Below are 18,291 nucleotides of genomic sequence, written 5' to 3' on the forward strand. Positions count from 1 at the left end.
GCCCTCGACCGGGACGCCCCACCCGTCGAGCGAGAGGTACCCGCGGAGGTCGCTCCCGTGGGTGAACAGGTCCACGTCGGCGCTCGCGTGCTCCTGTCTCGACGCCGCGCTGTGCGCCATCTCCATGTCCGAGTAGTACGGGTCGTCGCCGTCGAAGAACTCTCGGAGGCGGTCGGCGTCGCGGGCGACGAGTTCGGCGACTCGGTCCGAGGCGTCGGCGACGGCGTCGGCGTCCAGCCCGGCCTCCTTCAGGGCGCGCTGGACCCGCGGATCGAAGTGCATACCCGACCTTCGTCCGCCGCGGTTTCAATCCTGTCGGCCGCGGAGCGAGCGCGGTCGGTGACGCATCCCGCCCACCGGCCTCAGCGCGTCCGTCCGGTTCCGCCAATCCGTTAAGTCACCGGGGGGCGAAACGGGGGCCATGCCAAGCGACGAGGACCCGATCGCGTCTCGGGCCGACGACGACCGCGACCTCTACGATGTCGCGACGTGGGAGGAGCGCACCTCCCTCGACGGGCTGTCGGTCGCGCTGTACTGGCTCCTCACGCGCTCCGCGAAGGCCGGGGTCGTCCTCGTCGCGTTCGTCGGACTCTTGGCGATCCTCGGCTCGTTCGGACTCGGGCTCCTCTTCGACCCGGCCATCGCGGTCCTCCTCGGGCTCTCCGTGATCCCCGCTCTGGGGCTGGCCGCGTACGTGTACGTCTCGGACGTGACGACCGGCGAGCCGCTGTCGCTCCTCGTGGCGACGTTCCTCCTCTCTATCCTCACCGCGACGTTCGCGGCGATCCTGAACAGCGTGCTCCAGCCGTACTTCCGGCCGCTCGGCTTCCTCGGAATCGTCGTGTTCTTCTTCGTCGTCGTCGGCCCGATAGAGGAGTCGGTGAAGCTGCTCGCGGTGCGGCTGTACGCGTACACCGACGCCCGCTTCGACGCCGTCATCGACGGCGCCGTCTACGGCGCCATCGCGGGGCTCGGCTTCGTCGTCATCGAGAACTTCGTGTACATCGCCCAGAACGTCGACATGGCGGAGCTGACGGTCGGCATCGCGGCGCTGGGCGCCGGCGACGGCATCGCCGCGCTCCGGGCGCTCGCGGGACCGGGACACGTCGTCTACTCGGCGTTCGCGGGCTACTACCTCGGGCTCGCGAAGTTCAATCCCGGGAACCGCGGCCCGATCATCGTCAAGGGGCTCGTCCTCGCGGCGGCGATCCACGCGCTGTACAACACGCTCGTCGGTCCGGTGACCGGCGTCGCCGCGGGACTCTTCGGCCTCCCGCAGGTCCTCGCGCTGTTCGGCTTCGTCATCGTCTTCCAGGGCGCGTTCGGGTACGTCCTCCTCCGGAAGATCTGGCGGTACCGCGACGCGTACCTCGACACGCGCGACGCGGTCGGCGCCGACGTGGAACCGGAGCTCGACGAGTTCGAGCAGTAGCCCGCGGGCCGTCGTCGCCGCGCTCGGTCAGGGCGCGTTCTCGACGCGCGCCCGGTCGCCGGTCCCGCCCGTCAGCGCGCTCGCGAGGGCGCCTTTCACCACGACGTCGTCGCCGAGGTCGGTGAGCCGAACCTCCGGGACGTTGATGAACACCATCTCCGGGAGCTTCTCGCGGATCGGGTCGAGGACGCGGTCGGGGTTGTTGAGCGCGACCGCGCCGCCGACGCTCACGACGAGCGGCGCGTACGCGTGGATGATGTTGGCGATCCCCATGGCGTTCCAGTGGGCGACCTGGTCGATCACGTGGTCGGCGAAGGTGTCCTCGCCCGCCGCCTCGAACACGTCGACCGCGGAGAAGTCGGGGTCCTCGATCGGGAGGATCGTCTCGATGGGGTCCTCCTCGTGGAGCTCCCGGGCGTACTTCGGGATGTTGTTGCCCGAGCAGTACCCCTCCCAGTGGCCGTCGAGCCCGCAGCCGCAGGTCATGAACCCGTGCGGGTCGACGGTCATGTGGCCGACCTCGCCGGCGTTGCCGTCCCACCCAGAGAGGACGTTCCCGTCGACGGCAACGCCCGCGCCGATCCCCGAGGAGATGGTGAGATACACCATGTCATCGGGGTTGCGCTCGGAGTGGAACCGCTCGCCGATGACGCCCGCGATGGTGTCGTTGTGGAGGTACACCTCGTCGGTGTCGAGCAGCCGACCGACCGGCCCGACGAGCGGGATGCGCTCGACCGTGTCCGGGAGGTTCGCGGGCCCCTGGACGACCCCCTCCGCCAGATCGAGCGGACCGATGGAGCCGATCCCGGCCGCGACCGCCTCGCTCGGCGCGATTCCCGCGTCCGTACAGGCCCCGCGGACCACCTCCAACACGGCCTCGGTGACGGCGATGCCGTTCGGCCCCCGCGGCGTACCCCGCGACGCGGAGCCGAGGACCGCCGCGCTCTCGTCGCCGACGGCCGCCCGGACGTTCGTCGCCCCGAGGTCGACGCCCACGTAGTACATCGGGTGTAAGCGCGGACCCGTCTCACTTAAGCGGGACGCTTCGCGCGGTCGACCGTGAATAACAAACGGGGTCCGTACCGCGAAACCGCGTTACGACGCCGGCTCGCGGACGAAGGTGACCGGGCACGGCGCAGAGAGCATGACCTCCTGCGCGACGCTGCCGAAGACGGCCTTCCCGGTCGGCGAGCGGCGCCGCCCGCCGACCACGACGCGGTCGGCTTCGAGGCCCTCGGCCGTCTCGACGACCTCGTCCGCGAGGTCTCCCACCGCGCCCCGGACGGAGTGTCGCACGCCGGCCTCGGAGAGCGCCTCCGAGAGCTTCCGGGTGGTGGTGTGTCGCTCCGCGATGGCGTCGGGCGTCGAGCTCTCGCTCTCCGGCTCAAACCCGAGCTTCACGCTGGTCTCGTCGAACTCCTCCCTGTCGAACACGTGGGTCAACACGACCTCGGCGTCCGCCGGCTCGGCGACGGAGATGATCTCCTCGGCGAGCCGCTCGACGCGTTTCCCGTCCTCCGATCCGACCGCCAGCACGACCGTCTCAATGCTCATACACACCGTTTCGTCCCCGTACGGCTTAAAACTGCCGGAGTTTTAACTCAAATCTGAATAAATATTTACCAGATCGATCCTGACAGTCTCACCGCCGAGTGGAGCCGATTCTCGTCGGGCGATGACGCTTCCCGTGAGGAGGCGACGACGCTTCGAAGACGGTGACAACTCTCTCGCGGGGTTCAGTCGCGCGGGCGGGACGCTAGCGGGCTCCGCGCTTTCCTCGACGGACGAGAACCGGTCGCCGCAGAAACCGCTCAGTAATCGGGGGCGTCGTCCTCGACTTCGCGCTTCAGCGAGTCGCGGCGCGACTTCGCGTCGCGCCCGGTCGCCTCCAGGAGGAAGTCGTTTTTCGCGTCGACGGCGTCCGCGGCGGCGTCGGCGTTCCCCTCCGCGATGACGTCCTCGGCGGGGCGCTCCTCGAAGTGGACCGCCAGCTTGTCCTTCTTGCTCCCGTACTCGGCGGCGCCCGCGACGATGCGCTCGAACACCGGGTTGTCGGGGTCGGCGACGACGTACAGCTCGTGCCCCTCCCACTCCTCGGTGCCGGTGACCTCGCCGAAGTACTCCTCGATCGAACCCTTCAGGTCCGGCATGCGGTCGTCCAGATGCTCGCCGCGGCGCATCTTGTACTCCTTCATGCCGCGACCGTTCGACAGGCCGGCGTAAACCAGTTTCGTCACGGCCGCTCGGCGGGTTCGGCCCGAACGGCCCGCTTCCGCTTCGCCTACCGAGGACGCTCGTCGACGTACCCGCGCTTACACTCCGGACAGATGTCTCCCGCGCGCATCGAACTCCCGTCCGCAGCCCGGACCATCCCGCACTCGGGACAGTAGTACTCCGTCGGGGCGTCGTCGCCCACCGTCTCCAACTCGGGGCTCTCGCCCCGGGTGATCCCCGTCCCGTCCTCGCCGCCGGCGTCGAACGTGGCGCCCTCGCCGTCGTCGGGCGCCTCGACGTACTCCGTCGCAGATTCTTGCTCTTCCCGCCCGTCCGCGGCCTCCGGGGTGAGCCCGCCGCCGAACTCGACGTCGGCGTCACCGCCCTCACCGACCTCCGCGCTGAACCCCTCGTCTTCGCCGCCGTGATCGGGCCACGCGGTCGCTCCGTCGGCGCCGGCGTCCTCATCGTCGACCTCCGGCCACGCGCCCCGCTCCCGGTCGTCGGCCGGCTCCTCGTCCTCGTCGAGGATCACGCCGTCGTCGCTCTCCGCGTCCGCCTCGTCGCCCGAGGGGGCACCGGATTCGGTCTCGGCCGGGGGCGACGGCGCGGACGCCGACTCGCCGCCCGCGCCCAACACCTCCGTGTCCTCGTCCGCCGGAGCTGCTCCGTCCGGCGAGCCCGCCTCGTCCGGCGCGTTCGGACCGTCCGCCGCGCCCGTCGCCGCGTCGACGCGGTCCGCGGCCGGAGCGGCGTCGGTCGGCCCCGCCGGCTCGTCGGCCGCGGCCCCGTCGTCGAGGATCACCGCGTCGTCGCTCCCGGCTCCGGGCTCCTCGTCGAGGGTCACGCCCTCGTCCGCCGTCCCGGCGTCGGCCGCACCGACCCCTCCCGACGCCGTGCCGGGTCCGGCGCCCTCCTCGGCAGCGTCCGGGGCGTCGTCGCGCGTCGGCGCCGCGGCCGACGCGCCGGCGGTCTCGCCGCCGGCGTTCGCGGCGGCCTCGTCCGCCAGCTGCTCCATCGTCGTCACTTCGGTATTCTCGCTGACGATCTGCGTCTCGCCGCAGCGAGCGCAGGTCTTCACCTCCTTGACGGTCGTGACGACCTCGTCGCCCTCCTCTTCGCGCTCGCGCTGGAGTTCGGGTTCGCCGAAGTCGTGTCCGAGCAGACACCTGAGTCCCATTGTGCCACCCTGCGGTGCCGAGGGTAAAAAACGCCCCGTCGGCGTCCGACGCTCGGCACACGACCGTTTCTGGGCGTGGCGCGGTCGGCGCTTGCGGTTCCGGTCGCCGCGCCCCGCGGACACAGACTCTTTTGTGGATCGCTCGCGTACCGTGAGTCGACATGCCTACTGTATCCTACAAGGGCGAGGAAATCGAGTGCGAGCAGGGCGCCAATCTGCGCGACGTGCTCAAAGAGGCCGGTCTCTCCGTCTACAACGGCAAGATGGAACAGCTCAACTGCCGCGGTTCCGGGTCGTGCGGCTCCTGTGCGGTCCAGGTCGACGGCGAGGTCAGCGAGCCGAGCACAAAGGAGAAGGCCCGCCTCTGGCTCCCGCCGCACCACCCGAACCACGACGTCCGCCTCTCCTGTCAGACGAAAGTCGAGGGCGACGTCGAGGTGACGAAGGGCCGCGGGCTCTTCGGGCAACACATCTGAGCGCGGACGCGGTCGCTCTCATCTCTTCTCCGGGTACGACGCGCGCACGCGACGAGCGGGGCGCTCGTCGAGCGTAAAATACGACCGCGGCGGACGCGAGCCCGCGACGCGGACGAAAACGTTTGATACCGTGTGTCAGAGTCGCGTTCGGCGTCAGCCGGACCGACCCACCTTCTCGGATCGGCTTACTGCCGAACGACGTTCGTCGCGCGGGGACCCTTCTCGGAGGACTCGATGTCGAACTCGAGCTCCTGGCCCTCTTCGAGGTCCGGGCCGCCGACGTCTTCCATGTGGAAGAACACGTCGTCGTCCGCGTCGTCAGTCTCGATAAATCCGTAGCCGCCAGTGTCGTTGAAGAAATCAACCTTTCCGGTCGCCATTGCGAATGGAGAGAGGCCCTGTCGGGTGATAAGGATTGCGAGTGTACAGTTACCACGACTCTCTCTAGACGATCGTTTCCGAATAACCGAAACTTTATGAGCGAACACTGTCCGAACGACAGATTCGCGGCGCGAGCGAGACCGGATCGTGTCGTTCTTCGGCGCCCCACCGGACGCCGACGTTTATATTCCTCGGCGCGGAAGCGACCAACGTGTCACACGAGTACCAAGCGGACGGCCCCGCCCTCACGCTCCGCGAGAACGGCCCCGCGCTGCTGGTCCCCGCGGCGTGGGGCGTCGCCGCGGCGACGGTCCTCGGTGCGGTCTCCCTCCACGCGCTGTTCGTCGCGCACGTCGTCATGAGCGCCCTGCTCGTCGCCTTCGTCGTCGCCTCGTGGCGCGACATGGCGACGGGAGTCCTCCGCGCGTGGAAGCTGGTGATCCTCGCGGGGACCCCGGTCACGCTCGCGGGCGTCCTCGGGTTCCTCGCACGCGACGGGGCCGGGCTCGCGGCCGCGCTCCCGGCCGGCGCGCTCCTCGCCGTCGCCTTCTACGGCTGGATGCTCCTGCCCGCGCCGGCGTTCGTCTACACGGGGCTTCGCGACGCGACGGTCCCGCGCTCGACCGTCCACCACGCCGCGGCCGCGTGTTCGGTCGTGGGCGCGGTCGTCGCCGCGTTCGCCGGCTCCGCGGCGGGGACGGTCGCGGGCATCGCGCTCGTCGGCCTCGGCCAGACCGCCGGCATCCTCGCAGCCACGGCGCTGTACTGACCGGCGCCTCGTCTCGGAGTGGTCTATCCGGGTCCGTTGTCCAGCGCGCGCCGAAGCGCCCGTCGATGGAACTCGACCGCCGCGTCGCGGTCGACCGGCGGGTAGCGCGGGTTCGTCACCACGCCCTCGCCGTCGACGACCGCGCTCGCGACGGCCGCGGCGCGGTGGGCACGCTCGACGCGCGGGAGCGGCGCGACGGACTCGTAGCCGTCGCGGAACGCCCGCCTGAGCGGCCCGGTCTCGGCCGCCGGCACGTACCAGTCGACGACGAGGTGTTCGGTCTTCGCGACCGACACGCCACGCGGGGCGGCCAGCGGCGCCTCCCAGTCGAGGACGGCCGTCACCGCGCCGTCCGCGACGAGGGCGTTCCCCGGGCGGAAGTCCCACGGGAACAGCCGCGGATCGGTGTCGCACGCGGTCGACTCCCGGAACGCGTCCCGAAGCCGAGCGCGGAGCCCGTCGAACTCCTCGGGGAGCCGGTCGGCGTGTCGCTCCCCGAACTCCCGGAGCCACTCGTCGGCGCCGACCGGATTGCGGACGGACAGCGACGCGTCGCGTCCGAGGACCGACTCCGCGTCGATCGCTCCGTCGCCCGCCGCGCCGTCGACCGCGAGCCGCCCGCACCCCGAGAACCGAAACGGCTCGTGGAGCGCCGCGAGCCAGCGGCCGAACGCCCGCGCGACCCCCCGCCGGTCCGCCGGCCCGCGGTCGACGAACGCCCCGCGGACGCCCGCGCCGTCGACCAGCGGCGTCACGAACCACCCCGTCCCGTCGGCGACGCCCTCGCCGAGCGGCCGGGGAACTGGCACGCCCGTCCGATTGCCGATCGCCGTCAGCAGCGCCGCCTCGGTCCGGGTCGCGGCCGGCGTTTCGGAGCGTTGGACGACCACCGGCGCGGCGCTCTCGAATCGCACCACCTCCGTCCGCTTGCGGTTCCCCCGCCCGAGCGGTTCGACGCTCGCGACCGTCGCCCCCGGTCTCGCCTTGGCGAGGGCGCGACCCCTGACCGCGTCGCTCACCGACTCTCCTCCGGCCCGGTCGCCGCTGCTTCGCCTCCGGGCTCGCGGCCGTCGGCTCCGCGCCCCTCGGCCAGCAGGTCCGCGATCTCCGCTAACGAGTCGACGACGTGGTCCGGCCCGTACGCGCCGGGCGCGTCGTCGGGACTCGCGCGGAGCCACGCGGACCGGAGCCCGGCGTTGTGCGCGCCCGCGACGTCGTACGACAGCGAGTTCCCGACGTACAGCGTCTCTTCGGCATCGACCGACAGCGCCGCGGTCAGCCGCTCGAACGGTTCCGCGTGCGGCTTCCGGCGGGGCAGGTCCCCGGCGTACACGATCGCGTCGACGAGATCGTCCAACCCGAGCGCCTCGATCTTCGCCCGCTGGCGGTCCTCGGGACCGTTCGTGAGCACGCCCACGGGACCCGCCGCCGCCGCGGCCGCCAGCGCCTCGGTCGCGCCCGGTAGGTACGCCACCCGCGACTCGTCCGCGACCGCCTCGAACGCCGCCGCGAGCGCGACGGGGTCCACGTCTCTCCCGTGTTGCGCCGCCAACCGCGCGAACCCCGCGCCGAGGTAGCCGACGCGATCGTCGGGGTCCGGCGGGCCGTCGAGGAGGGGCCACAGCTCCTCCGGCTCGCCGAACGGCTCCACGCCCGCCTCCTCGAACGCCCGGCGGTAAAGGGCGTCCACGTCGTGGTCGTGGCGGCACAGCGTGTCGTCGAGGTCGAACGCCACCGCCGCGAACCGGCTCATGGACGATCGGAGGCGCCGCGCGGCGAAGTCGGTTTCGCCGAGGCGCCCGTACGCCCGGCGATGACCGATCCCGACGACACCCACGACTGCGAGACCTGCGGCGCGAGCGTCGCCGCCGCGGACGCGCGCCGGTCCGAGCCGTTCGGCGATCTGGATCCCGACACCTGGCAGACGCTGAACTGCCCGCACTGCGGCGACCGCCTCGCGACCGTCCTCGTCGACGACGAGTGACCCGCGGTCGTCCGCTCGCTGTCGCTCGCGGGTTCAGAATATGCCGCCTCCCCGATTTGAACGGGGGACAGCTCGATCTTCAGTCGAGTGCTCTCCCAGTCTGAGCTAAGGCGGCTCGCACTCACATCAATGCCGATTCGGGACAAAAGGATTTCGAAAGGCCGCGGGCGGACCGCCTCGGTCGACGCCTCGGCCCGCCCGCGTCGGTCGAATCCGGATCGACCGATCTGCCACGCGTCCTCGATATCGGACGATATCGCCGCCGATCCGCGTCGACGGCGGGGATCTCGGTTTTCGCAACGATCCCCTTTCTCCCACCCCTCCGATCGAGCGATGCCATCGCACGACCACGCCGACCACGACGCGCACCACGAACATCTCGACGCCGCGGTCGACGAGCGCGACGACTGGGCGCGCCGCCGCCGGAAAGGGATCCCGACCGATAAGAACCTCCTCGTCGTCGCCTGTATGGACGAGCGAATCCCGATCGAGGAGGCGCTCGGCATCGACCTCGGCGACGCGCAGGTGTTCCGCAACGCCGGCGGGAAGGTGACCGACGACGTGATCCGGTCGACCGCGCTCACGACGAACTTCTTCGACACCGACGAGATCGTCGTTATCAACCACACCGACTGCGGGATGATGAGCGCGCCCGACGAGGCGATCCGCGAGGGGCTCGAAGCCGAGACGGGCGACATCGACGCCGCGGACCTCGACCCGTCGCTGCCGGAGCTCACGATCGGCGACGCCGACCTCCTCGACTGGGTGAAGATGACCGACGACATCGACGCGGCCTGCGCCGCGCAGGTCGAGTACCTCCGCGAGTCCGCGTTCATCCCGGACGACACCACCGTCTCCGGCTACGTCTACGAGGTCGAGTCCGGCGAGCTCCGCCGCCCCGACGAGCGGATCGCCGAGGAGATCAGCGAGCGGCGGGCCTGACGCCGGACGACGACGCGCCGGCCGCCAGCGAACCTGCCGTCCCGGCCTGAGGTGTGACGCTTTTATGCGCCCGCGGCGAATCGAGGCACGAAATGGATCGAGCACGCGTGTCCCCGCATCGCCGAGGTGATCCCGGTGGGCGCTGACGCCGACGCTGACGCGCCGGTGGTCGCCGGCTTCTTCTCCGGCTGCGGCGGCCTCGACTTGGGATTCGAGCGGGCGGGCTTCGACGTGGCCCTCGGGAGCGACCAGTGGGAGCCCGCGGCGGAGACGTACCGACGGAACTTCGCCGACACCGAGTTCCTCGAAGGGGACGTGCGCGAACTTGACGCCCCGGCGATCCGCGAGGCGGCCGCGGGCGCGGGCTACGACCCTGACGGCGTCGACGTGGTGATCGGCGGGCCGCCCTGTCAGGGGTTCAGCCGGCTCAACAACGAGCAGATCGAGCTCGACGAGATGGAGAAGGACCGCCGGAACACGCTGTTCGAGGAGTTCCTCCGGGTCGTCTCCGTCCTCGAACCACAGTTGGTGTTGATGGAGAACGTCCGCGACCTGATCAACCGCCAGACCAGTGACGACCGGTACGTGAAAGACCTCATCGTCGACGAGTTCGCGGCGCACGGCTACAAGTGCGAGTACCGAGTGCTGGAGGCCGAACAGTACGGCGTCCCCCAGAAGCGCCGCCGGATCTTCTTCATGGGCACCAATCGCGACGTGCCGATCCGCTTTCCTGAGCCGACGACGCCTGAGGGGCACTGGCGCACCGCCGGCGAGGCGCTCGCGGACGCGACCGACGACCTCCCGAACATGACGTACGCCGACACCGGCGAGAAGACGCTCGAACGCATCCGTCACGTTCCCCCGGGCGGTTACTACCGCGACCTCCCCGACCGCCTGAAGACGAAGAAGTACCAGTGCGACTGCGAGGACACCGACACCTGCCCGCACGAGCCGGAGATCGTCAAGCGGTACGGGACGTACCTCCGCCGGCTCGACCCCGAGGAGCCGTCGCTGACGGTGAGCACGAACGTCTTCATCCACCCCAGTGAGGACCGGTACCTCACGCCCCGCGAGATGGCTCGGCTCCAGACGTTCCCCGACGAGTTCGTCTTCGAGGGGACGAAGACCGACGTGATGAAACAGATCGGCAACGCCGTCCCGGTCCGGCTCGGCGAGGAGCTGGCGACGCAGCTGCTGGAGTACTACCCCGAGATCCGGGACGCGCCCCCCGCCGACCCCGACGTGTACGAACAGCAGTCGCTGACTGACTTGGCCTGAGATCGTTTTTAAATAGTGATCGGTGGTGCGGTGCGGAATTTCAAAATCCTGGCGGTCTATTTATAAACAGGCGCCGGTGGATCAGTGGTGAACACCTCCAAAGTCCCAGCCGGGAGGCGGGCGCACGCTCGCTGCGCTCCTCGTCACTCCGTTCGCTCCCTCACTGCGGTGCTTGCGTCACCTGCGCCCGCCTCCCGGCTGCCCTTTTGAGTCCCACCCCGCACCGCGACCGCACCTCACACCTCCCCAGCCTCGTCAGTCGCCTCCGCTTCGCTCCGGTGACTGACTCCCTCGCGCGTGCTGCTCGGCCGCGGGGCGGCCTCGCAGGCACGCGCCACCGCCTCTTATTTGTAAATAGTCGCCACTGCTCACGGATTGTTCGCAACAGCAGAATGGGACCGCCCGGATTCGAACCGGGGTCACGAGCACCCAAGGCTCGGAGTATACCACTAACCCACGGTCCCGTACTCCTACATACCCCGAAGAGCCGCTAAAGGGTTTCGTTGCGCGTCGTCACTCCTCGTCGTCGCGCCGTTCGAGGTCGGCGACGATGTCGTACGGGTCGGTCCCCTTCCGGACCGAGTCGAGGATGAAGAACGCCTCGTCGGGCGCGAGGAAGTGCCGCGTCACCCCGCGGCCGAGCGGCGTCGGCTCGAAGCCGTCGATGAAGTTCCACTCCAGCAGCTTCCCGAGCGCGTGCTTGGTGGGGACCTCGCCGATCATCCGGTCGTTGAGGCGCTTCGCCTTCTTGCCGGCGACGACGACGTTCGCGAGCGTCTCCTCGGTGGCCGCGGTCTCGTCGTAGTGCGTCGCCACGTCCTCCATCTCGCCTTTCAGCAGGGTGAACGCCACCTCGTCCTCCGTGCGGTCCATCGACCCGTGGTAGACGCCGTCCGGCTCGACGAGGAGGTAGACCCGGCCGCGGTCGTGGTAGTCCGGGCGTCCGGCGCGCCCGAGCATCTGCGAGAACTCCTGGACGGAGAGCCACTCGATCCCCATCGCCAGCGAGTCGAAGATCACCTGCGAGGCGGGGAAGTCGACGCCGGCCGCCAGCGCCGCGGTGGTGACGACCGCCGAGAGGTCCTGATTCCCGAACATGCGCTCGACCTTCTTCCGGCGCCCGTAGTCGAGGCCGGCGTGGTACGGCGCGGAGTCGTACCGGAGCTTGCGGCTGATCTCGTGACAGCGCCGCCGCGAGTTGGTGAAGATGATCGTCTGCCCGCGGTACCCCTTCGACGACTTCGTGTCGAACTCGCGTTTCACGAGCTTGTCGGCGATCTGGGCCTTCTCACGGCTATCAGCGAAGGTGACGTGGCGCTCGATGGGGACCGGGCGCTCCTCGTACTCGATGAGCGTCGCGCGGAGCTTCTCCGCGAGCCACTCCGGGTTCCCGACGGTCGCCGAGAGGTAGACGAACTGCGTCCCGTCGTAGCCCGCGCGGGTCTCCATCCGGTCCTCGCTGTAGTACTTCAGCCGGGAGATGAGCCCGTCGAGCCGGTGGCCGCGCTGGCCCTCCTTCAGCGTGTGGACCTCGTCGATGACGACCGTCCCCACGTCGCCGAGGTCCTTGCCCGTCCGGAGCGCGTGGTCGATCCCCTCGTAGGTGCCGACGATCACGTCGGCGTTCGGGTCGAAGCGGTTGCCGTCGTCGTTCACCCGCGAGGAGCCGACCCGGATGGAGACGTCGAGCAGGTCGCCGTAGCGGTCCTCGAAGTCCTCGTGCTTCTGGTTGGCGAGCGCGACGAGCGGGACCAAGAAGAGCAGCTTCCCGTCCCCCTTCAGCGCGCGGTCGATCCCGGTCAGCTCGCCGACGAGCGTCTTCCCCGTCGCCGTGGCGCTCACCACGAGCTGGTCGTCGCCGTCGAGCAGGCCGTTCCGCACGGAGAGACTCTGGACCGGCAGTAGCTCCTCGAAGCGGCCTTGGAGGTGCGAAGAGAGGTCCGGATGGAGGTCCAAGTCTTCGGTCCGGACGGGCGAGACGTCGTCGACGTTCGCCGACACCTCGTCGTACTTCGTGAGGTCGGGGTCGAGTCCGCCCTGGAGGAGACTCACGATCCGGTCGAGGTCGCCCGACTCGTACAGCAGCTCCTCCAATCGCTCCTCGGCCGCGCCCGTGAACTCCCCTTTGTACGACAGCTCCCGCTCTAGCTCCCGGCGGGCGCAGTCCCGACAGATCAGCTCGCCGTTGTGGTCGATGGCGTCCTCGCTCGTGATCGGCCCGTAGCGCCCGTCGCTCGCGCAGCGCCGGCAGGTCCGGACCGCCGTCGCCTCCAGCTGGTAGCCGTCGAGCATCTCCTTCAGCCGCGTCCGGTTCTCCGGCGAGGTCTGCTCGGAGATGCGGATCCGACCGGCCGCCCGCGCGAGGTCGACGAACTCGTCCGGCTGGCGGGGGTGGTCCTCCCCGTCGCGGATCACCCGGAACTTCCCCGGGCGCGGGCCCGCGGAGGTCTTCTTGAGTTCGAGCCGCCCGCGGAGCACGCGCTTGCCGTCGCGGTTCGCGACGACGGTGTAGTCGCTCCGCGCCTCGTGGAGGAACAGCGTCTCGACCTCGGCCAGCTGCTGTGACACTGCCGTGCGGTACGCGAGCGAGGTATTTCAGGTGTTCGGCTCGGGGATCGGAACCGGTTCGGAGACACGCGGCGCCGCGGCTACGTCACGCGAACGCGCGGAGAAAAACCCGCCTCACGGACGGGGTCGGGGTCGAGGGGTCTACGAGACGAGCAGCTTCTCGCCGCGGTCGACCGTGATCCGGCACGGCGGGGAGAGCTTGTTGTACGCGCGGCGGAACGCCTCCTTCACGACGGAGGCCTGCTCGACGTCGCAGTAGGCGGTGAACACGACGTCGTCCTTGTTGAGCCGCGCGGCGGTGCCGACGGGCTTGCCGAACGCCTGGCGCATCCCGTCGGAGACGCGGTCCGCGCCGGCGCCGGTCGCCTGCTTGTTCTCTCGGATGACCTGGTGGGGGAACTTGCGGAGGGTCATCTTGTAGTTGCCCTCGCCGAGCTCCTTGATCAGGTGGCGGTTCGCCGAGAGGCGCGCGCTCTCCAGCGACCCGTGTCGAACCTGGAGCTCCTCCTCGACGCGGAGGCTGATCTGGACGGGGTAGTCGTCCGGCTCCGCGGAGAGGTCGCCCATGTTGTGCTGGGCGATCTTCGAGCCGGGGATACCCGTGATGTACTCGCGGCGGGTGTACGACGGCTTGTCGATCGTCCGATACATAGAGGCGGGTTTGTCAGACATGGCTACTTGTCCGATGTAGCCCGCGCTGCGGCGATAAACCCTTCGATAGCGAGGCGTCCGCCGCGGCTCCTCAGGGAGTCAGCGCCGGCGATCCGCCGGATTGCGGTCTGCGTTGACACGCCGCCCGCTCACTCCTCCGGCGTCGGTTCGAGCGCGACGTGGTCGAAGCCGCGCTCCGCGAGCCGCTCCGCGGCGCGGTCGGTGACCGACGGGGCGACTAAGATCCCGCGCACCTCCGGCGAGTCCGCGTCGTCGGTCTCGCCGTCGTTCGCCTCGATCCCCAACTCCTCGCGGAGCGCCCGGACGTACCGCGCGAGCTGTCCCACGGCGTCCGGACCGACCCGGCGGCGCTTCAGCTCGACGACGACCGGCGTGCCGTCGGCGTCAACGCCGAAGACGTCCATCGGACCGGCGCTGGACGGGCGTTCGGTCTCGCGGGGCTCGAACCCGGGCTCGACGAGGTCGGGGCGCTCCAAGATTCGGGTCCGGAGGTCCTCCTCGCTCCCGTGGAGCGTGAGGTCGCGGCCGCCGGTCACGGCCATCGCGGAGAGCTGGTCGACGGCCGCGAAGCGGACGGTCAGGGTCTCGTCGGGGTTGCTCCGCGTCGAGCGCACGCGCAGCCGTCCCTCGCGCACCGCGGCGCGGTGTTCCGACCCCGGCGGCTGCCAGTTGACGGGTTGCCGCCCCTCGTCGGTGTGGACGAGGGCGGCGCCGTCGGGCTTCAACACGAGCAGTCGGTCGCCGGCGCCCAGGTCCGAGGCCGCACGCCCCTCGTAGCTGACCGTACAGCGGCCGAAGACGCTGATCAGGTCGCCGCGCTCGAAGGCGTCCTCCAGCTCCCAGAGGGCCTCGCGGTGGCTCGGGTCGTGGACGCTCGTGACTGTCACTGGCTCTCGTAAGCGGTCGCGGGGGAAAAAGGACGCGAGCCGGGGCCGGTCGTCACCGTTCGGCGAGGCGACGCGCCGTTCGGCTCGTCTCAGTCGCCGCGCCGCGACACGACAATGCCGGCGACGAAGAGGACCGCGCCGAGCGCGAACGCGGCGACGCGAAGCGTCGTGTCGGAGACGAGGATTCCGGCTAACACCGAGACACCGAATCCGGAGTGTAACACCGCGGTGAGATTCATACGTCCGGTACGGTCGCGCGGCACAAAAGCGGGTCGAACCGGCGGGCTCGGCGGTCGCCGTCCGGCCGGGTCAGGTCCCGTGTTCCCAGCTCCCCATGTACTCGCGCTGCTCGTCGCTGAGGTCGTCGTACTCGACGCCCTCGGCGGCGAGCTTGATGTCCGCCACCTCGCGATCGAGCTCGTTGGGCACGTCGTGGACGCCGGCGTCGTACGCGTCGCCGTTGGCGGCGAGCTCGCGGACGACGACCGCCTGAACGCCGAAGCTCTGGTCCATCACCTCGACCGGGTGGCCTAAGGCGATGGGCGCGGCGAGGTTGACGAGGCGGCCCTCCGCGATGACGTTGAGGACGCGGCCGTCGGGCATCTCGAACCCCTCGACGCCGTCGCGGACCTCGTAGCGGTCCACGGCGAGGTCGTCGAGGTCGTCGAGGTTCACCTCCACGTCGAAGTGGCCGGCGTTCGCGAGCAGGACGCCGTCGCTCATCTCCGCGAAGTGCTCGCGGGTGATCACGTCGCGGTTGCCCGTCGTCGTGATGAACACGTCGCCCTTCGCGGCGGCCTCCTCCATGGGGAGCACCTCGTACCCCTCCATGTGCGCTTCGAGCGCCTTCCGCGGGTCGACCTCGCAGACGATGACGTTCGCGTTCTGCCCGGACGCCTTCTTGGCGACGCCCTTCCCGCACTGGCCGTAGCCACCGACGACGACGTTCTTCCCGGCCCACGAGAGGTTCGTCGTCATCGCGATGGTCGCGAGCGACGACTCGCCCGTGCCGTGGACGTTGTCGAACAGCTGCTTCATCGGCGTGTCGTTGACGGCGAAGACGGGGTAGTGGAGCTCGCCGTCGGCGTCCATCGCGCGCAGGCGGTCGACGCCCGTGGTCGTCTCCTCGGCGCCGCCGACGATGGAGTCGATCAGGTCGGGGTATTCCTCGTGGACGAGTTTCACCATGTCCATCCCGTCGTCGACGGTGACGGTCGGCTCGTGGGCGATGCAGGCGTGCATCGCGTCGTAGTACTCGTCGTCGTCGACGCCCCGCACGGCGTAGGAGGTGATCGACTCGTGGTCGTCGAGCGCGGCCGACACGTCGTCGTGCGTCGAGAGGGGGTTACACCCGGTGATCGCCACCTCGGCGCCGCCCTCGGCGAGCAGTTCGACGAGGTTCGCCGTCTTCGCCTCGACGTGCATCGCCATCGCGATCGTCTCGCCGGCGAGCGGCTGCTCGTCGACGAACTCCTCGCGCAGCGCGTTCAATATCGGCATGTGCTGGAGCGCCCAGTCCATCTTCCGGCGGCCCTCTTCCCGGGCCGCATCGACGTCGGAGAGGTGCTGTGACACCGGCGGATACGCGGTTTCGCTCATACCTCTCGGTTCGCTCACGGCGCACTAAACCCTGCCGACACCGGAGTGCGTCCGCAAAATGAGAGTCGGTCTCGGCGACCGTCGCCCGCGTTACCGAACCGAGCTGCGGACCGCGTCGTCAGTTCCCGCCCGGGCCGCCAGCGTGGTCCGGCGGTCCGCCCTCGCCGTCGTCATCGTCGGCTTCCTCGTCCGCTTCGTCTTCGTCAGCGTCCTCGTCGGCTTCCGTTTCCTCCTCGTCCGCTTCGTCTTCGTCAGCGTCCTCGTCGGCTTCCGTTTCCTCCTCGTCCGCTTCGTCTTCAGCCTCGTCTTCCTCGCTCTCCTCGTCGGCGTCGTCTTCAGCCTCGTCTTCCTCGCTCTCCTCGTCCTCTTCGTCTTCCGCGCTCTCCTCGTCCTCTTCGTCCTCGTCGGCGTCCTCGCCCTCTTCGTCGGCGTCGTCGTCTTCAGCATCAGCCTCGGTCTCCTCGGCATCGTCGCCGTCCTCCTCGCGGTCGGGGCCGGCGTCGGACGGCGGGCCGCGCTCGTCGTCATCCTCACCGTCGGGACCGGCGTGATCGGGCGCGTTACCGGGCGCGTCGGTCTCGTTCTCGGCGTCGTCGCCATCGTCCGCGTCGTCCGGACCGCCGGGGCCGCCCGCGTGGTCCGGGGCGTTACCGGGGTTGTTCTCCGTCACGAAGTCGGAGACCGCGCCACCGATGCCGCCCTCGCGGTCCTCGATGTCCTCGATGAACTCCCGGACGAGCTGGCCGAACGGCTGCCCCTCGGCCTCGTCCTCGTCGCCGACGGTGAGGTCGACGGTCGTCGAGACGCTCTCGCCCTCGTACGCGGCGGTCACCTCGACCGTGACGTTCTCCTCGGCGGCCGGGAGGCCGACGGTTCCGTCTTGGTCCGTCTCGTACTCGCCCGCGCCGGCGTAGGTGGCGTTCTCGTCGACGGTCGCGACGGTCACCGAGGCGTTCTCGACCGCGGTGTCGTCGTCGGTGACCGTGACGACGGGCTCGCCGTCGGTGTCGTCGACGGCCACTTCGAGGCCGTCGGGCGCCTCGATGTCGACCGTCTCCGAGGCGCTCTCGTTGTCGTATTCGGCCGTGACGTTCACCGTCACGTCCTCCTCGGCGGCCGGCAGCGTCACCGTGCCGTTCGCGTCGGTCTCGTACTCGCCCGCGCCGGCGTAGGAGGCGTTCTCGTCGACGGCCGTGACGTTCACCGAGGCGTTCTCGACCGGGTCGTCGTCGTTCGTCACTGTGACGACGGGCTCGCTCTCGGCGTTCGCCACGTCGAGTTCGAGGCCGTCGGGCGCTTCGAGGTCGACCGTCGTCGAGGCGGTGTCGTCGCCCGCGGCGGCGGTCACCGCGACGGTGACGTCCTCCTCGGCGGCGGGAAGGTCGACCGTGCCGTTCGCGTCGGTCTCGTACTCGCCGGTCCCCGCGTACGACGCGTTCTCGTCGTCATCGTCGACGACGCTCACGACGACCGTCGCGTTCTCGACCGCGGTGTCGTTCTCGGTCACCGTGACCGTCGGTTCGCCGTCCGCGTCGTCGACGGCCACTTCGAGGCCGCCGTCGGCGGCCGCGACGCCCGTCGCCGCGACGCCCGTCACGGCGCCGAGCGCGACGACTGCGGCCAGTAGGATCGCTCTCGTGCGTTCGCTCATGTCCACTCGGGTCCAGTCTCCCTTTCGGTATAAAAAGCGAAGTCGCTTAACGCGGTTTAATCCGGTTTGTATCCGGGTTAACGGCGCTGTTGCGTCTGTTTTGATTGATCGCCGTTAACGCGAGTATCTCGGTCGTGATCCCCCAGAGTTCGCCCCCGATTCGGCTCGGTCGTCGCTCGCGCGCGACACGTTTCTCCGGTCGTATTCCGAGTCGCTCCCGCAGAGAACACGCCCAAAGCCCCCGTGGCTGCCCCTTTG

General features: G+C 69.8%; 20 protein-coding genes and 2 tRNA genes. 6 read left to right on the forward strand and 16 right to left on the reverse strand.

Annotation, left to right across the window (positions count from 1 at the left end; all coding sequences use genetic code 11):
- Window positions 1-282, reverse strand: a 282-nt coding sequence (locus B9G49_RS11895) for a hypothetical protein (protein WP_086216510.1), incomplete at its 3' end; no start/stop codon positions are given.
- A gap of 139 nt (window positions 283-421) precedes the next feature.
- Between B9G49_RS11895 and B9G49_RS11900 the strand changes: the two genes are divergently transcribed.
- Entirely contained in the window at window positions 422-1,432 is a 1,011-nt protein-coding gene (locus tag B9G49_RS11900) for a PrsW family intramembrane metalloprotease (RefSeq protein ID WP_049932863.1), read from the forward strand.
- Window positions 1,433-1,459: 27 nt separating this feature from the next.
- On the opposite strand, the gene B9G49_RS11905 is transcribed toward B9G49_RS11900, so the two are convergent.
- The 4 genes from B9G49_RS11905 to B9G49_RS11920 form a co-directional block, all read right to left on the reverse strand.
- Window positions 1,460-2,437 carry an ROK family protein gene (locus B9G49_RS11905; protein WP_049932862.1) on the reverse strand — a complete coding sequence of 326 codons (978 nt, stop codon included), beginning with the start codon at window positions 2,435-2,437 and terminating at the stop codon, window positions 1,460-1,462.
- 90 nt (window positions 2,438-2,527) lie between these two features.
- Window positions 2,528-2,986, reverse strand: a complete 459-nt coding sequence (locus tag B9G49_RS11910) for a universal stress protein (protein ID WP_086216511.1) — start codon at window positions 2,984-2,986, stop codon at window positions 2,528-2,530.
- Between the two features lie 257 nt (window positions 2,987-3,243).
- Entirely contained in the window at window positions 3,244-3,627 is a 384-nt protein-coding gene (locus B9G49_RS11915) for a DUF5611 family protein (RefSeq protein WP_049932860.1), read from the reverse strand.
- A gap of 86 nt (window positions 3,628-3,713) precedes the next feature.
- Window positions 3,714-4,826, reverse strand: coding sequence for a hypothetical protein (locus tag B9G49_RS11920; protein ID WP_086216512.1), 1,113 nt, complete (start codon window positions 4,824-4,826; stop codon window positions 3,714-3,716).
- Window positions 4,827-4,987: 161 nt separating this feature from the next.
- Here B9G49_RS11920 and B9G49_RS11925 point away from each other — a divergent pair, with 161 nt between their 5' ends.
- Window positions 4,988-5,302, forward strand: a complete 315-nt coding sequence (locus B9G49_RS11925) for a 2Fe-2S iron-sulfur cluster-binding protein (protein WP_086216513.1) — start codon at window positions 4,988-4,990, stop codon at window positions 5,300-5,302.
- 185 nt (window positions 5,303-5,487) lie between these two features.
- On the opposite strand, the gene B9G49_RS11930 is transcribed toward B9G49_RS11925, so the two are convergent.
- Window positions 5,488-5,682 carry a cold-shock protein gene (locus B9G49_RS11930; RefSeq protein WP_004599158.1) on the reverse strand — a complete coding sequence of 65 codons (195 nt, stop codon included), beginning with the start codon at window positions 5,680-5,682 and terminating at the stop codon, window positions 5,488-5,490.
- Between the two features lie 212 nt (window positions 5,683-5,894).
- Here B9G49_RS11930 and B9G49_RS11935 point away from each other — a divergent pair, with 212 nt between their 5' ends.
- Window positions 5,895-6,452 (forward strand): hypothetical protein, encoded by a 558-nt coding sequence (locus B9G49_RS11935; protein WP_233125207.1) that lies wholly within the window; start codon window positions 5,895-5,897, stop codon window positions 6,450-6,452.
- A 23-nt stretch (window positions 6,453-6,475) separates the two neighbouring features.
- On the opposite strand, the gene B9G49_RS11940 is transcribed toward B9G49_RS11935, so the two are convergent.
- Together B9G49_RS11940 and B9G49_RS11945 are read right to left on the reverse strand one after the other, a co-directional pair.
- Window positions 6,476-7,471, reverse strand: a complete 996-nt coding sequence (locus tag B9G49_RS11940) for a phosphotransferase family protein (protein WP_086216515.1) — start codon at window positions 7,469-7,471, stop codon at window positions 6,476-6,478.
- On the reverse strand, window positions 7,468-8,205 hold the full coding sequence (locus B9G49_RS11945) for an HAD family hydrolase (protein ID WP_086216516.1): 738 nt from the start codon (window positions 8,203-8,205) through the stop codon (window positions 7,468-7,470). Before B9G49_RS11945 ends, B9G49_RS11940 begins: the two co-directional genes overlap by 4 nt.
- Window positions 8,206-8,265: 60 nt before the next feature.
- Here B9G49_RS11945 and B9G49_RS16795 point away from each other — a divergent pair, with 60 nt between their 5' ends.
- Window positions 8,266-8,436: a hypothetical protein gene (locus B9G49_RS16795; protein WP_167373096.1), complete on the forward strand. Its 171-nt coding sequence runs from the start codon at window positions 8,266-8,268 to the stop codon at window positions 8,434-8,436.
- A gap of 41 nt (window positions 8,437-8,477) precedes the next feature.
- On the opposite strand, the gene B9G49_RS11950 is transcribed toward B9G49_RS16795, so the two are convergent.
- A tRNA-Phe gene (locus tag B9G49_RS11950) sits at window positions 8,478-8,551 on the reverse strand.
- Window positions 8,552-8,769: 218 nt separating this feature from the next.
- On the opposite strand from B9G49_RS11950, the gene B9G49_RS11955 reads away from it, so the two are divergent.
- Together B9G49_RS11955 and B9G49_RS11960 are read left to right on the forward strand one after the other, a co-directional pair.
- Entirely contained in the window at window positions 8,770-9,378 is a 609-nt protein-coding gene (locus B9G49_RS11955; RefSeq protein ID WP_086216517.1) for a carbonic anhydrase, read from the forward strand.
- A 129-nt stretch (window positions 9,379-9,507) separates the two neighbouring features.
- Window positions 9,508-10,656 (forward strand): DNA cytosine methyltransferase, encoded by a 1,149-nt coding sequence (locus B9G49_RS11960; protein WP_394334821.1) that lies wholly within the window; start codon window positions 9,508-9,510, stop codon window positions 10,654-10,656.
- A gap of 393 nt (window positions 10,657-11,049) precedes the next feature.
- Here the strand turns inward: B9G49_RS11960 and B9G49_RS11965 are convergent.
- The 7 genes from B9G49_RS11965 to B9G49_RS11990 form a co-directional block, all read right to left on the reverse strand.
- A tRNA-Pro gene (locus tag B9G49_RS11965) sits at window positions 11,050-11,120 on the reverse strand.
- A gap of 49 nt (window positions 11,121-11,169) precedes the next feature.
- Window positions 11,170-13,224, reverse strand: a complete 2,055-nt coding sequence (locus B9G49_RS11970; protein ID WP_086216519.1) for a DEAD/DEAH box helicase — start codon at window positions 13,222-13,224, stop codon at window positions 11,170-11,172.
- A gap of 141 nt (window positions 13,225-13,365) precedes the next feature.
- On the reverse strand, window positions 13,366-13,896 hold the full coding sequence (locus tag B9G49_RS11975) for a 50S ribosomal protein L16 (protein WP_004599151.1): 531 nt from the start codon (window positions 13,894-13,896) through the stop codon (window positions 13,366-13,368).
- A 128-nt stretch (window positions 13,897-14,024) separates the two neighbouring features.
- Window positions 14,025-14,783 carry an endonuclease NucS gene (nucS, locus tag B9G49_RS11980; protein ID WP_049932852.1) on the reverse strand — a complete coding sequence of 253 codons (759 nt, stop codon included), beginning with the start codon at window positions 14,781-14,783 and terminating at the stop codon, window positions 14,025-14,027.
- Window positions 14,784-14,872: 89 nt separating this feature from the next.
- Window positions 14,873-15,022, reverse strand: a complete 150-nt coding sequence (locus B9G49_RS16800) for a hypothetical protein (RefSeq protein ID WP_167373095.1) — start codon at window positions 15,020-15,022, stop codon at window positions 14,873-14,875.
- Between the two features lie 70 nt (window positions 15,023-15,092).
- Window positions 15,093-16,382, reverse strand: coding sequence for an adenosylhomocysteinase (locus B9G49_RS11985; protein WP_086216520.1), 1,290 nt, complete (start codon window positions 16,380-16,382; stop codon window positions 15,093-15,095).
- 118 nt (window positions 16,383-16,500) lie between these two features.
- On the reverse strand, window positions 16,501-18,033 hold the full coding sequence (locus tag B9G49_RS11990; RefSeq protein ID WP_086216521.1) for a DNA primase: 1,533 nt from the start codon (window positions 18,031-18,033) through the stop codon (window positions 16,501-16,503).
- Window positions 18,034-18,291 lie beyond the last annotated feature (258 nt).

The organism is Halorubrum sp. SD683 (genome assembly GCF_002135045.1).
Classification (GTDB): domain Archaea; phylum Halobacteriota; class Halobacteria; order Halobacteriales; family Haloferacaceae; genus Halorubrum; species Halorubrum ezzemoulense.

What these genes read in the sequence shown, in the direction of transcription:
- B9G49_RS11975 (WP_004599151.1), bottom strand. Translation starts at nt 13,896, where the DNA reads ATGTCTGACAAACCCGCCTCTATGTATCGGACGATCGACAAGCCGTCG.
- B9G49_RS11910 (WP_086216511.1), bottom strand. Translation starts at nt 2,986, where the DNA reads ATGAGCATTGAGACGGTCGTGCTGGCGGTCGGATCGGAGGACGGGAAA.
- B9G49_RS11915 (WP_049932860.1), bottom strand. Translation starts at nt 3,627, where the DNA reads ATGAAGGAGTACAAGATGCGCCGCGGCGAGCATCTGGACGACCGCATG.
- B9G49_RS11985 (WP_086216520.1), bottom strand. Translation starts at nt 16,382, where the DNA reads ATGAGCGAAACCGCGTATCCGCCGGTGTCACAGCACCTCTCCGACGTC.
- B9G49_RS16795 (WP_167373096.1), top strand. Translation starts at nt 8,266, where the DNA reads ATGACCGATCCCGACGACACCCACGACTGCGAGACCTGCGGCGCGAGC.
- B9G49_RS11930 (WP_004599158.1), bottom strand. Translation starts at nt 5,682, where the DNA reads ATGGCGACCGGAAAGGTTGATTTCTTCAACGACACTGGCGGCTACGGA.
- B9G49_RS11945 (WP_086216516.1), bottom strand. Translation starts at nt 8,205, where the DNA reads ATGAGCCGGTTCGCGGCGGTGGCGTTCGACCTCGACGACACGCTGTGC.
- B9G49_RS16800 (WP_167373095.1), bottom strand. Translation starts at nt 15,022, where the DNA reads ATGAATCTCACCGCGGTGTTACACTCCGGATTCGGTGTCTCGGTGTTA.
- B9G49_RS11920 (WP_086216512.1), bottom strand. Translation starts at nt 4,826, where the DNA reads ATGGGACTCAGGTGTCTGCTCGGACACGACTTCGGCGAACCCGAACTC.
- B9G49_RS11990 (WP_086216521.1), bottom strand. Translation starts at nt 18,033, where the DNA reads ATGAGCGAACGCACGAGAGCGATCCTACTGGCCGCAGTCGTCGCGCTC.
- B9G49_RS11925 (WP_086216513.1), top strand. Translation starts at nt 4,988, where the DNA reads ATGCCTACTGTATCCTACAAGGGCGAGGAAATCGAGTGCGAGCAGGGC.
- B9G49_RS11955 (WP_086216517.1), top strand. Translation starts at nt 8,770, where the DNA reads ATGCCATCGCACGACCACGCCGACCACGACGCGCACCACGAACATCTC.
- B9G49_RS11905 (WP_049932862.1), bottom strand. Translation starts at nt 2,437, where the DNA reads ATGTACTACGTGGGCGTCGACCTCGGGGCGACGAACGTCCGGGCGGCC.
- B9G49_RS11900 (WP_049932863.1), top strand. Translation starts at nt 422, where the DNA reads ATGCCAAGCGACGAGGACCCGATCGCGTCTCGGGCCGACGACGACCGC.